This window comes from Geodermatophilus sp. SYSU D00525 (genome assembly GCF_054050475.1).
Genome location: NZ_JBJGZK010000041.1, coordinates 1 through 12,304 on the forward strand (window position 1 = coordinate 1; position 12,304 = coordinate 12,304).

Sequence of the window (12,304 nt, forward strand, 5' to 3'; positions counted from 1 at the left end):
CGGGATCGGTGTCCCGGCAGTACCGGGATTCATATCCCGGTATTACTATCACGCCATGGTGCGACCGCCGTTGAGTCCCGAGGAGCGCGAGCGCGGCCGCCGGCTGGGCGCCCTGCTGGGGGGGGCGGGGGGGGGGGGCGGCCCCCCCCCCCCCCCCCCCCCCCCCCCGCCCCCCCCCCCCCCCCCCCCCCGCCCCCCCCCCCCCCCCCCCCCCCCCCCCCCCCCCCCCCCCCCCGTTTCGCCGACGTCGTCGTCCTGCCGGCCGACACCGCGGCCACCTGCCGCGCTGGGCCCACCCGCCCGCTCCTCGCGGAGGCCCCCACTCGTCCCGGGCAGCGCCTAACGGCGGGGGCGCCCCGCACCGGGGAGCTCGAGGACCACCTCGGTGCCCGGCCGGCCGGGGCCCGGCGGCTCCTCGGGCGTCCGCATGACCAGCGACCCGCCGAGCTCGCTGGTCACCAGCGTCCGCACGATCTGCAGGCCCAGGCCATCGCTCCGCGCCGGGTCGAACCCCTCCGGCAGCCCCTGGCCGTCGTCGCGGACGCGCACCACCAGGTCGTCGCCGTCGCGCTCGGCCACCAGCTCGATCGAGCCGGGCTGGCCGTCGGCCGGGAAGGCGTGCTCGGCGGCGTTGTGCAGCAGCTCGGTGACCGCCATGACCAGCGGCGTCGCGGTGGCGGCGGGCAGCTCACCGAAGGCGCCCACCCGGCGGGTGCGCGCCGCCGGGCCGATCGAGGTCAGGTCGCCGAGCATCGGCAGCACCTGGTCGAGCACGTCGTCGACGTCGACCACGTCCTCCCGGCTGCCGGCCAGCGTCTCGTGGACGACGGCGATCGAGGCCACCCGCCGCACCGACTCCTCCAGCGCCGCCCGCGCGGCCGGCTCGGTCATCCGCCGGGCCTGCAGCCGCAGCAGCGCGGCGACGGTCTGCAGGTTGTTCTTCACGCGGTGGTGGATCTCGCGGATCGTCGCGTCCTTGGTCAGCAGCGCCCGGTCGCGGTCGCGCAGGTCGGTGACGTCCCGGACCAGCACCAGCGCGCCCTCCTCGGCACCCGGCGCCTGCAGCGGCAGCGCGCGCACCAGCAGCGTCGCCGACCGCCCCTCGACGTCGGTCGGGTCGGGGAACCGCCCGGCCACCGCGGCGGCGATCGCGGCCGCGACCGCCTCCCCCGCCACCCGGTCCGACGACGCCGCCCGCGTCACCCTGGCCAGGTCCGTGCCGAACAGGTCGCCGGTCACCCCGAGCCGCCGGTAGGCCGACAGGGCGTTGGGGCTGGCGTAGACGGCGCGGCCCGCCGCGTCCAGGCGCACCAGCCCGTCCCCCACCCGCGGGCTCATCTCGGCGTCGAGCAGCTTCTCCGGCGGGAAGGTGCCGGCCGAGACCATGAGGCAGAGGTCCGCGGCGATGTCCAGGTACGTCAGCTCCAGCGTCGACGGCGACCGCGTCACCGCGAGGTTGGTGTCCTTGGCCAGCACCGCGACGACGACGCCGTCGTGCCGCACCGGGATGACCTCGCGCCGCCGCGGGCTGGAGCCCGACCAGTCCGGCTCCCCCTCCGTCACCGGCCGGCCCTCGCGGTGCGCCAGCCGGAACGGGTCGGCGTCGGGCCCGTCGACCTCGCTGCCGACCAGGTCCTCGGGCTGGCTGGTCGGCGCGGTGAGCGGGCGCACCTGGGCCACGCACCACCACGCGCCGGTGCGCAGCGGCACCCACAGGGTGAGGTCGGCGAAGGCCAGGTCGGCCAGCAGCTGCCAGTCGGCCACCAGGCGGCGGGCGTGCTCGACCTGCGACGGAGCGGTCGCCGCGCCGCGGTGCAGGCGCTCGGAGAGGGTGCTCATCGTCACCGAGGGTAGGTCGGGCGCCCACCTAGGCTGGGCACCCGTGGCCGCACCGTCCCTCGTCCCCCCGCCCGTGACCGTCGACGACGCCGTCCCCGCCGACTTCCCGGCCATCGCGGCGCTGACCGTCGGCGTCTACCGGGACGAGCGGCTGGCCTCCGACGACTACCTGCCGCAGCTGGCCGACGTCGCGGGCCGGGCCTCCCGGTCGCAGCTGGTGGTCGCCCGCGACGGGGACCGGGTCGTCGGCGCGGTGGCGCTGGTGCTCGACGGCGACTTCGGCGAGATCACCGAGTCGCCGGAGGAGGCGGCGTTCCGGATGCTCGTCGTCGACCCGGGGGCGCGCGGCCGCGGCGTCGGGGAGTTGCTCGTGACCGAGTGCCTGGAGCGGGCCCGCGCGGCCGGCAAGCGGTGGATGCTGCTGTCGACCGACCCGGTGATGGCCGCCGCGCACCGGCTCTACGCTCGGCTCGGCTTCACCCGGCTGCCCGAGCGCGACTGGTCCCCGCGCCCCGGCATCGACCTGCTGGTCTACGCCCGCGACCTCTGACCGGCTCCGCTCAGCGCCGCGCGCGGGCCGGGCCGCTGCGGGACCGCGAGGGACGGCGGGGCGCGGGCGCGGCCGCCTCCGGCCGGGGCACCTCCACGCCGGCCGCGGCGGTGAGGGCGTCCAGGTCGTCGAGGATGTCGCGGAGCAGCACGTCGACGTCGGGGAGCAGTTCGGCGCAGGAGACCAGGCCCCAGTCGAGGCGGTCGAGGTAGCTCTGCACCGTGATGTTGAGGCCCTGCCCCTCGACGATCGTGGAGACCGGGAAGTAGTGCTCCAGGCGCGCGCCCGCGGCGTAGAGCGGCGTGCGCGGACCGGGCACGTTGGAGATGACGAGGTTGCCCGGGCTGAGCCGGGAGCCCAGCCGCAGCCGGGCGCTGAGCCGCATCGCCCGCGCGAAGACCGCCGGCGGCGGGAACTCCGCGAAGTCGGTGAGCCGCTCGGCGGGCAGCGCGGAGAAGATCTCCTTGCTGCTGCTCATCGCCTCGTGCACGCGGTGGACCCGCCGGACGGGGTCGGGCTCGTCGGTCGGCAGGACGGCCGAGAGCATCGACACCCGGTTGGTCCAGCGGTCGGTCTCCTCCCCCGTCCGCACCGAGACGGGCACCAGCGCCACCAGCGGGTCCGACGGCAGCGCCCCGCGCCGGTCCAGCCAGGTGCGCAGGCCGCCGGCGCACGCGGCCATGACGACGTCGTTGACGGTGGCGCCCAGCGCGGACTTGACCTGCTTGACGACGTCGAGCGACGTCGAGCGGATGGCGAGCTTGCGGTGCGGGGTGATCGGCCCGTTGAACGGCGTGCGCGGCGGCCGGACGCTGGGCACCGGCGGCGGCCGGTCCGGCTCCTCGGGGCGGTGCCGGCCGAGGTTGAGCACGGTGCCCAGCGGCCCGCGCAGGCTGCGCCGGACGTCGTTCGCCGCGCGGACCAGCACCGGGTTGCGCGTGGCCCGGCCGATCTCGCGGGCGCTCCACGCGGCGAGCAGGACCCCGCGCGCGGGCTTGCGGGCGAGGCCGAGCGCGCCCCGCGCGAGCATCTCGAGGTCGCCGGGCGGCCGTTCCGGCGTCCACGGCTCGGCCTCGGGCGGCGTCTGGTTGCCCTCGGGGGTGTCGTCGAGCATGAGCGTCATCAGCTCCACGCCCGACGCCCCGTCGATGGTGGCGTGGTGGACGATCGTCAGGACGGCGAAGCGGCGGTCGGCCAGGCCCTCGATGACGTACGACAGCCACAGCGGCTTGCGCCGGTCCAGCGGCCGGGAGACCAGGCGCGCGGCCAGCGCGGCGAGCTGGTCGTCGCTGCCGGGCGGCGGGACGGCCGTGTGCCGGACGTGGAAGTCGAGGTCGAACGCCGGGTCGGCGACCCAGTAGGGGTGGTCCAGGCCCAGGGGCACCTCGACCAGGCGCCGGCGCAGCGGCTCGAGCAGGTGCAGCCGCTGCTCCAGCTGCGCGCGCCACGCGTCGTAGGGCCGGTAGGCGGGGTCGTCCGGGCGGGAGTAGATGGACAGGCTCGAGACGTGCCCGAACTGCGCGGACGTCTCGAGGTGGAGGAACGTCGCGTCCAGACCCGACAGCTGCTTCACGTCCGCTGGCCTCCTCGGGGGACGACGGGGCGCCGCGCCCCGGCCGTCTGCACGAGTGTGTCAGGGGTCACACTCTCCTGCAGCGGACCGTCGAGGAGAACGAGGACCCGACATGCACACGACGGCGCACACCTCCCGCACACCGGCCGGCGAGGCACCCCCGTGGATCGGGGCCTCCCCGGTCGCGGCACTGCTCGCCGCGCAGCGGCCCTGGCGCGAGGCGGCCGCACTGGTCCGCTCCCCCGTCTGGCGCGGGCACGGCGTCCCGCACGGCGGCGGCCTGCCGGTCCTGCTCGTGCCGGGCTTCCTGGCCGGGGACCCGTCGCTGTCGGTGCTGGAGCGCTGGCTGGGCGCCCGGGGCTACCGGACGTGCACCTCGCAGATCCGCGTCAACGTCGACTGCACCCGCCTGGCGGTCGAGCGCCTGGAGCGCCGCCTGGTGGAGTTCACCGACCGGACGGGCCGGCCCGCCGCGGTCGTCGGCCAGAGCCGGGGCGGGCTGTTCGCCAAGCTCGTGGCGATGCGCCGGCCGGACCGGGTCGCCGGGATCGTCACGCTCGGCAGCCCGAACGTCGACCACATGGCGATCAACCCGCTGGTGGCCGCGCAGGTGCGGCTGGTCGCCGCGCTGGGCACCGCGGGCCTGCCGGGGCTCTTCCGCGACGACTGCCTGGACGGCGGGTGCGCCGGGGAGCTGGCCGAGGACCTGGCCCGCCCCTTCCCCGCGCAGGTCCCGTACCTGTCGGTCTACTCCCGCAGCGACTGGGTCGTCGACTGGCACGCGTGCCTCGACCCGGACGCCGAGAACGTCGAGGTCGACTCCAGCCACGTCGGCATGAGCGTGCACCCGGGGGTCTACCGCCTGCTCGGGGACCGCCTGGCGGACCTGGCCCGCCGCGCGACCTGAGCCGCCGGGGCGGTGGTCAGGCGTCGGCGACGGTGGCGATGAGGTCGCCCTCCTGCAGCACCTCGCCCTCGACGACGTGCAGCTCCTGCACGACGCCGGCGCGCTCGGTGAGCACGGGGATCTCCATCTTCATCGACTCGAGGATCACCAGGGTGTCCCCCGCGGACACCTCGCTGCCCGGGCTCACCAGCACCTTCCAGACGCTGGAGACCATCTCGGCGTGGATCTCCTCGACTGCCACGCGGCACCTCCTCGCTGAGCGGAGCCCCCATCCAAGCACGGGCCCCCGGAGCCCGGCCGCCGCTCAGGACCCCGGGGCGAGGTCCCCCTCGGCCAGCCGGTGCAGCACCGCGCAGACCTCGTCGCCGTCGTGCGGCACCCCGGTCTCGGGCAGGCCGGACAGCGCGGCGGCGGCGGCCCGCGCGGCGGTCGCGGTGTCGGGCGCCCCGGCGCTCACGGTGGCCAGCAGGGCATCGTACCAGCCGTCGAGCCGGTCGCCCGGGTCGTAGCCGCTGACCGCTACCACCTCGGTCCGCCCGGTGGTGCCGCGCAGCCGGCCCGCCGAGGGCAGGGCGCCGGTCACCCGGCCGGCCCTCCCGGGCGGCAGTGTCGAGCGCAGCTGGACGGCGACCGCGGCCCGCGGCGGGTGCTCGTCGAGCGCGCGGCGCCGCGGCGCGCGACGGCCCACCGCCGCGGCCAGCGCGAGGTCGACCGCGTCCACCTGGTGCGCCCGCTCCAGCACGGCCATGTCGAGGGAGAAGCCGGCCGCGACCTCCCCCAGCTCGCCGTCCTCGGCGACGCCGACGGTGACCAGCCCGCGCCAGCCGACCTCGGCCAGCCGCTTGGCGCCGGGCGGCACGTCCCCGGCGGGATCGGGCGTCCAGGACACCCGCGCGATGCCGGCCGCCCGGTCGCGGGCCACCGCCGTCGGGAACCGCAGGCCGTCCTCGGTGACGACGGCGAGCAGGCCGTGCTCGCTGGCCGGCTCCACGCCGTCGCCGCCGAGCCGCTCGAGCACCTCGGCGGGCGGGCCGACCCAGGTGAGCCCCGCGGCGGCGACCTCCCCGGCCAGCGCGGCGTTGCCGGCCAGCGCGGGCGGCACGGGCAGGACGGCGCGGGCCCCGCTGCGGCGGGCGGCCTCCACGATCCGGTCGACGGCGAGGTAGGACTCCGCCGCGGGCGCCGGCCCGAGCAGCACCGCGTCGTCGGCCAGCCGCACGTGCCGGGCCGAGCGCTCGGCCTCGGAGTAGACGGCCACCGACTTCACGTCGAGCCGGGAGCAGGCCGCGATGACCGCGCACGCCGCGGGCCCCCGCCCCGCCACGAGCACGCTCTCGATCCCGTGCTGGGCCACGCTCCCCGGTCCTCCCGTCACCGCGCCGGGCCGTCCGCCCGGTCTCCCTGCCATCGTGCCCCGCGCCGCCGACACCCACGCCACCGGGCGGGGACCTCCTCACCCGCTGTGGGACCCTGGGTGGGAACAGGGACCACGACGACGAGAGGAGGGCAGCGATGTCCAAGCGTGGACGCAAGCGGCGCTCCCGCAAGGGGAACAAGGCCAACCACGGCAAGCGCCCCAACGCCTGACGAACGGCCCGACGGGCCGGACACGACGACGCCCCGCACCCGGAGGACCGGGGGCGGGGCGTCGTCGTGGAGCCGGGGGCCTCAGGCGTCCTCGGACCAGTCGGTCCGGACCACCTCGGTGCTGACCTTCTCCACGCTGATCTGCGTGCCGTCCTCCTCGAAGGAGACGGTGGTCAGCTGCATCTTGATCCGCTCGCGCAGGCCCGACGGCGTCGGGTCACCGCCGCAGCGGCGGCGGACCAGCGCCTTGAACTCCTGCTCGATGCCGAACTGCCGCAGACACGGGGAACAGTCCTCGAGGTGCTCGGCGATGACGGCGCGGCGGGCGTCGTCGGTCTCGCGGTCGAGGAACTCGAAGACGTGCGACAGGACGTCGTCGCACGAGGAGATCTCGACCGGACGCTCCTGCTCGGTGCTCACGACCGCCCCTCCTCACCGGCTCCGGCGCGGACGAACCCGCGCTCACGGGCGTAGTCGGCCAGCAGCTTCTGCAGGCCCCGCCGGCCACGGTGCAGCCGGGACATCACCGTGCCGATGGGCGTGCCCATGATCTCGGCGATCTCCTTGTAGGCGAAGCCCTCGACGTCGGCGAGGTACACCGCCAGCCGGAAGTCCTCGGGCAGCTGCTGCAGGGCCTCCTTGATGTCGGAGTCCGGCAGGTGGTCCAGCGCCTCGATCTCCGCCGAGCGCAGTCCACTGGAGCTGTGCTCCTCGGCCGCGTACAGCTGCCAGTCCTGCACCTGGTCGGTCGGGTACTGCTGCGGCTGACGCTGCTTCTTGCGGTAGCTGTTGATGTAGGTGTTGGTCAGGATCCGGTACAGCCAGGCCTTGAGGTTCGTGCCCTCGGCGAACTGGTGGAACGCGGAGTAGGCCTTGACGAACGTCTCCTGGACCAGGTCCTCGGCGTCGGCGGGGTTGCGGGTCATCCGCAGCGCCGCCGGGTAGAGCTGGTCGAGGTAGGGCAGCGCGTCCCGCTCGAAGCGGGCGTCGCGCTCCGCGCGGGTCTCGGCGATCTCGGTGCGGCTGCCCCCCTCGCGGGCCTCGGGCACCTCCACCGGAGCTCCGGCCACCTGCTCGCGCGGGGTCTCGACCGGCTCGACGGCGGGGTTCCCGCCCGGGGTCTCCTCAGGCACCGACCGTCCTCTCTGCGGCGCCCGGAGGCGGGCTGCCACGTCGGTCGATCCTAGTCGCGCGGCGTCGGGCCGGCCCGGGGGCCGCCGGTGCGGGGCCCGGGTGCGGGCGCTGGAGACGGTGCTGCTCACGGTCCCTGCAACGGTGGCCGCCGGTGGGCTCATTCCCCGGCCGCGGGAAGTCGGCGGCGGTCCGCGCGAGCGTCGGATACGGTGCCCGGCCGTGGCGGCGACCCCCGCGGTGCGGGCCCTGGAGAAGGCCGGGGTGGCGCACACCCTGCACCCGTACGACCCCGAGCACCCGAGCGACCAGGGGCACGGCGAGGCGGCGGTGGCCGCGCTCGGCGCCGATCCGCGCCAGGTGTTCAAGACGCTGGTCGCCCGCGTCGACGGCACGCTGACCGTCGCCGTCGTCCCGGTGAGCGGCACCCTCGACCTCAAGGCGCTGGCCGCCGCGGCCGGCGGGCGCAGGGCCGCGATGGCCGACCCGGCCGACGCCGAGCGCACCACCGGCTACGTGCTCGGCGGGATCAGCCCGCTCGGTCAGCGCAGGGCGTTGCCCACCGTGGTCGACGACTCGGCGCTGGGCTTCGCGACGGTGATGGTCAGCGCCGGCCGGCGCGGGCTGCAGGTGGAGCTGCCGCCGGCCGACCTGGTCCGCCTGACCCGCGCCCGCACCGCCCCCATCGCGAAAGGACCCCTCGCCCCCCACCCGCAAGCTCGCGGCGGGCCCCCGCGAGGGGCCGACTACGAGTCGGGGACTCCGTAAGGGGTCAGAAGCTGGTCGACCGGCGCGGCGTCGTCGGTGAGCACCTGCGCGTCGCCGGCGAGGGCGGCCACCTCCTCGGCCGAGGCCACCTGCCACGCCGAGTCCTGCGCCAGCAGCGCCTGCGCCAGCGCGGACTCGTCCAGCGGCCGGTGCGACGCGACCGCGACGACGTTGCCGCCGTCCTCGGCGGCGAGCACCGGCGCGCGGGCCAGCAGCAGCACGTGCGGCCACACCGCGCGCATGGTGGCCAGCTCCGCGCGGACGAAGCCCAGCGGCGGGTGGTCGATGAGGTTGGCGACGTACACGCCGTCGTCGGCCAGCGCCCGGTCGACCAGCTCCAGCGCCTCCACGGTCGTCAGCTGCCAGGGCACCGACAGGCCGCCGAAGGCGTCGCCGACGACGACGTCGCGGGTGCCGGCGGGCTCGGCGGCCAGCCCCACGCGGGCGTCGCCGACCCGCACCTGCAGCTGCCCGGAGGTCTCCAGGCCGAGCTGCTCGCGGTCGATCGCGACGACGCCCGGGTCCACCTCGAGCACCAGGCTCTCGGTGCCGGGGCGGACCTCCGCAAGGTAGCGGGGCACGGTCGCGCCGCCGCCGCCCAGGTGCAGCGCCGACAGCGGCTCCCCCGCGGGGGCCAGGACGTCGGTGACCGCGGCGATCGCCCGGACGTACTGGAACTCCAGGTGGGTGGGGTCGGCGAGGTCGACGTAGCTGTGCCGCAGCGTGTCCAGCACCAGCACCCGGCCGGTCTCCCGCCCGGGGTCGGCCACCACGCGGGCGCAGTGGTAGGCGGTCTCCTCCTCGCACGGCGTCGGCGCGACCGCCGCCAGCAGCGACCCGGTGACGGCGAGCAGCAGCAGCGCCGTCGGCACCCGCCCCGCCCCGCCCGGCGACCGGCGCCGCAGCAGCAGGAACACGGCGATGCCGGCGACGACGGTCACGAGCCCGGTGCCGACGAGGATGCCGCTGCTCGGGAAGACCGCGATGAGCACGAAGCCGGTGGCGAAGGTGGCCGCGATGCCGCCGAGCGTGCCGATGCCCGACAGCTTCCCGACGACCGACCCGGTCTCGGCCAGGCTGGCCAGCTGCAGCTTCACCACCATCGGCGGCACCGCCGACAGCAGCGTCGCCGGCACCACGATGGCGACGGCGGCCAGCAGCAGCACGGCGCCGGCGTCGGGGCCGGTGAGGAACGACCCGGTGAACCGGACCAGCGGCAGGACGGCGATCACCAGCGCCCCGCCGGCGACCAGCAGCGGCGCGATAAGCCCGCGCGGGTCGCGGCGGTCGGCGGTGGCGCCCCCGGCCCAGGCGCCGACCGCGATCGCGGCCAGCGCGAAGCCGATGACCGCGGTGTTGGTCTGCAGCGTGATGCCGACGTAGGGGGCGATCAGCCGCAGCCCGACGATCTCCAGCACCAGCACCGCGCCGGAGGCGAGGAAGGTGACCCCGGCGGCGACCCAGCCGGGCAGCACGGGCCCGGCAGGCGCCTCGGCGGGCGGGTCGGCGGGGACGACGGCGGGCGCGCGCTCGCTCAGCGGACGGCTCCTCAGAAGAGCGCGGGCTGGTCGGCCGGGGCGCTGGTGCCCTCGACGCGGGCGACCAGCTCGGCGCCGTTGTTGCGGACGTTGTTCACCGCGGCGCTCACCGGGCGCAGCTCCAGGCCCTCGACCACCGACGGCGGGGTCGGCTCCGCCAGCGCCTCGACGTCGTCGCGGGCGGGGTCGAGCCAGTCGGCCCACCGCTCGCGCGGCAGCACCAGCGGCATGCGGTCGTGGATCTCGGTGAGCGCGCCGACGGCGGGGGCGGTGACGACGGTGCAGGTGTAGAGCCGGTCCTCGCCCTTGCCCCACACCTCGTAGAGGCCGGCCATGGCCAGCACCGACCCGTCGGCCGGGGTGATGAAGAACGGCTGCTTGCCCGGCGAGTCGAGCCTCTTCTGCCACTCGTACCAGCCGTCGGCCGGGACCAGGCAGCGGCGGGAGCGGGCGGCCGAGCGGAAGGCCGGCTTCTCGGTGAGCGACTCGACGCGGGCGTTGAGCATCCGGTTGCCCACCGAGACGTCCTTGGCCCAGGAGGGCACCAGGCCCCAGCGGACCGAGCGCAGCTCCCGGTGCCCGGCGCCGGTGGGGCTGCCCTCCGGGTCGCGCTCGCGCTTGGTCCGGACCACGTAGACGTCCTTGGTCGGCGCGACGTTGAAGTCGGCCCGCAGCGGCTCCTGCCCCTCGGCGGGGACGGCCTCGAACTCGACGACGAGGTCCTCGGGACGGCGGGTGGCGGCGTATCGACCGCACATGGCTGGTCCTCCCGGCTGTCGGGCCGGCCCGGGACGGGCCCGCGGGACCGACTCTAGGCGGGACCGGGGACAGCGCGAGTGCCCTGCTGGGGGTCGGGTAGGGCCGGGGTGGAGACACCGGCGAGCAGAGACGAGGATCACGCGCGTGACCGCGACCCAGAACCCACCGCAGGAGCAGCCGAAGACCGCGAGCGAGTCCGCCGAGCGGCGCTACGCGACGGTCGACCCCTTCACCGGGGAGACCGAGAAGGAGTTCGACTTCACGCCCACCGAGGCCATCGACGGGATCATCGCGACCGCGCACGCCGCGTACCAGGAGTGGCGGCAGCGGCCGGTCGAGGAGCGCGCCGCCGTCGTGCGCCGCGCCGCCGAGCTGATGGACGAGCGCCGCGACGAGCTGGCCGCGCTCGCCACGAAGGAGATGGGCAAGCGCAGCGAGGAGGCCGCCGGCGAGCTGTTCCTCTGCTCGATGATCCTCAACTACTACGCCGACAACGGCCCGGGCTTCCTGCAGCCCACCCCGATCCAGCCGCTGCTGGGCAAGGGCGAGGCCGTCGTCGAGACGCACCCGGTGGGCGCGCTGCTGGCCATCGAGCCCTGGAACTACCCCTACTACCAGGTGGTCCGCGTGGCCGGCCCGAACCTCGTGCTGGGGAACACCGTGATCCTCAAGCACGCCGAGATCGTCCCGCAGTGCGCGCTGGCCATCGAGCAGCTGTTCACCGACGCCGGTGCGCCCGAGGGCGTCTTCACCAACACCTTCCTGCGCATCGCCGACGTCGAGCAGGTCATCGCCGACCCCCGCATCGCGGGCGTGACGCTGACCGGCAGCGAGCGCGCCGGCAGCGCGGTGGGCGCCCTGGCCGGCAAGCACCTGAAGAAGTCCGTGCTCGAACTCGGCGGCAGCGACCCGTTCATCGTCCTGGACGCCGAGAACGTCGGCGCCACGGTCAAGGCGGCGACCACCGGCCGGATGCAGAACAGCGGCCAGGCGTGCATCGCTGCCAAGCGGCTGATCGTCACCGAGGACGCCTACGAGCCGTTCGTCGCCGGCCTGCAGCAGGCGTTCTCCACCTTCGCCCCCGGCGACCCGGCGGACGCGGGCACCACGCTGGCGCCGCTGTCGTCGGAGCAGGCCGCGAAGGACCTGCACGCCCAGATCCAGGACGCCGTCGACAAGGGCGCCACCGTGCTCGCCGGGGGCGGCCGCCCCGACCACCCGGGCGCGTTCGTGGAGCCGACCCTGCTGACCGACGTGACGCCCGAGATGCGCGCGTACCACGAGGAGCTCTTCGGCCCCGCCGCCGTCGTCTACAGGGTGAAGGACGCCGACGAGGCCGTCGCCCTCGCCAACGACAGCGTCTACGGGCTCGGTGCGACCGTGATGAGCAGCGACCTCGACCGCGCGCGGGCGGTGGCCGAGCGGATCGAGGCCGGGATGGTCTGGATCAACCAGCCCACCGGCTCCTCCCCCGAGCTGCCCTTCGGCGGGATCAAGCGCTCCGGCTACGGCCGCGAGCTCTCCGAGCTGGCGGTGTTCGAGTTCGCCAACCGGCGGCTCCTGCGCACGGTGCCGGCCAAGAAGGCCGAGAAGCCGCAGGCCGGCTAGGGCGGGCTCCGCAGTGCGGCGTCGTCCGGACCGGGCAGGATGGT

Annotated in this window: 13 protein-coding genes; 5 read left to right on the top strand and 8 right to left on the bottom strand. The window is 75.9% G+C overall.

The window, feature by feature from the left end; genetic code table 11:
- Positions 1-339: 339 nt before the first annotated feature.
- Complete coding sequence (locus ACI796_RS22090; protein WP_456943362.1) at positions 340-1,839, bottom strand: sensor histidine kinase; 1,500 nt, start codon at positions 1,837-1,839, stop codon at positions 340-342.
- 43 nt (positions 1,840-1,882) lie between these two features.
- On the opposite strand from ACI796_RS22090, the gene ACI796_RS22095 reads away from it, so the two are divergent.
- Complete coding sequence (locus ACI796_RS22095; RefSeq protein WP_456943363.1) at positions 1,883-2,389, top strand: GNAT family N-acetyltransferase; 507 nt, start codon at positions 1,883-1,885, stop codon at positions 2,387-2,389.
- Positions 2,390-2,399: 10 nt separating this feature from the next.
- Here ACI796_RS22095 and ACI796_RS22100 read toward each other — a convergent pair whose 3' ends face one another.
- Positions 2,400-3,962 carry a WS/DGAT/MGAT family O-acyltransferase gene (locus tag ACI796_RS22100; protein ID WP_456943364.1) on the bottom strand — a complete coding sequence of 521 codons (1,563 nt, stop codon included), beginning with the start codon at positions 3,960-3,962 and terminating at the stop codon, positions 2,400-2,402.
- A gap of 112 nt (positions 3,963-4,074) precedes the next feature.
- On the opposite strand from ACI796_RS22100, the gene ACI796_RS22105 reads away from it, so the two are divergent.
- Positions 4,075-4,869 carry an esterase/lipase family protein gene (locus ACI796_RS22105; protein ID WP_456943365.1) on the top strand — a complete coding sequence of 265 codons (795 nt, stop codon included), beginning with the start codon at positions 4,075-4,077 and terminating at the stop codon, positions 4,867-4,869.
- A 16-nt stretch (positions 4,870-4,885) separates the two neighbouring features.
- On the opposite strand, the gene ACI796_RS22110 is transcribed toward ACI796_RS22105, so the two are convergent.
- Both ACI796_RS22110 and ACI796_RS22115 read right to left on the bottom strand, forming a co-directional pair.
- Positions 4,886-5,110 carry a biotin/lipoyl-binding carrier protein gene (locus ACI796_RS22110; protein WP_387990214.1) on the bottom strand — a complete coding sequence of 75 codons (225 nt, stop codon included), beginning with the start codon at positions 5,108-5,110 and terminating at the stop codon, positions 4,886-4,888.
- Between the two features lie 63 nt (positions 5,111-5,173).
- A complete protein-coding gene (locus tag ACI796_RS22115; RefSeq protein WP_456943366.1) occupies positions 5,174-6,223 on the bottom strand; it encodes a biotin carboxylase N-terminal domain-containing protein in 1,050 nt (349 codons plus the stop codon).
- Positions 6,224-6,381: 158 nt separating this feature from the next.
- Between ACI796_RS22115 and ACI796_RS22120 the strand changes: the two genes are divergently transcribed.
- On the top strand, positions 6,382-6,456 hold the full coding sequence (locus tag ACI796_RS22120) for a 50S ribosomal protein bL37 (RefSeq protein WP_014377707.1): 75 nt from the start codon (positions 6,382-6,384) through the stop codon (positions 6,454-6,456).
- 81 nt (positions 6,457-6,537) lie between these two features.
- Here the strand turns inward: ACI796_RS22120 and rsrA are convergent, their stop codons facing one another.
- Together rsrA and ACI796_RS22130 are read right to left on the bottom strand one after the other, a co-directional pair.
- The gene (gene rsrA, locus ACI796_RS22125) at positions 6,538-6,876 is read right to left on the bottom strand and encodes a mycothiol system anti-sigma-R factor (protein ID WP_456943367.1); all 339 of its coding nucleotides are present in this window, start codon (positions 6,874-6,876) and stop codon (positions 6,538-6,540) included.
- Positions 6,873-7,589 carry a sigma-70 family RNA polymerase sigma factor gene (locus ACI796_RS22130; RefSeq protein ID WP_456943368.1) on the bottom strand — a complete coding sequence of 239 codons (717 nt, stop codon included), beginning with the start codon at positions 7,587-7,589 and terminating at the stop codon, positions 6,873-6,875. Before ACI796_RS22130 ends, rsrA begins: the two co-directional genes overlap by 4 nt.
- 220 nt (positions 7,590-7,809) lie before the next feature.
- On the opposite strand from ACI796_RS22130, the gene ybaK reads away from it, so the two are divergent.
- Positions 7,810-8,355, top strand: a complete 546-nt coding sequence (ybaK, locus tag ACI796_RS22135; RefSeq protein WP_456943369.1) for a Cys-tRNA(Pro) deacylase — start codon at positions 7,810-7,812, stop codon at positions 8,353-8,355.
- On the opposite strand, the gene ACI796_RS22140 is transcribed toward ybaK, so the two are convergent.
- Together ACI796_RS22140 and ACI796_RS22145 are read right to left on the bottom strand one after the other, a co-directional pair.
- Positions 8,334-9,830, bottom strand: a complete 1,497-nt coding sequence (locus ACI796_RS22140) for a fused MFS/spermidine synthase (RefSeq protein ID WP_456943370.1) — start codon at positions 9,828-9,830, stop codon at positions 8,334-8,336. The two genes, ybaK and ACI796_RS22140, sit on opposite strands and share 22 nt — an antisense overlap.
- Before the next feature lie 74 nt (positions 9,831-9,904).
- Positions 9,905-10,651, bottom strand: a complete 747-nt coding sequence (locus ACI796_RS22145) for an SOS response-associated peptidase (RefSeq protein ID WP_456943371.1) — start codon at positions 10,649-10,651, stop codon at positions 9,905-9,907.
- Between the two features lie 145 nt (positions 10,652-10,796).
- Between ACI796_RS22145 and ACI796_RS22150 the strand changes: the two genes are divergently transcribed.
- On the top strand, positions 10,797-12,260 hold the full coding sequence (locus tag ACI796_RS22150; RefSeq protein WP_456943372.1) for an NAD-dependent succinate-semialdehyde dehydrogenase: 1,464 nt from the start codon (positions 10,797-10,799) through the stop codon (positions 12,258-12,260).
- The last annotated feature ends 44 nt before the right edge of the window (positions 12,261-12,304 follow it).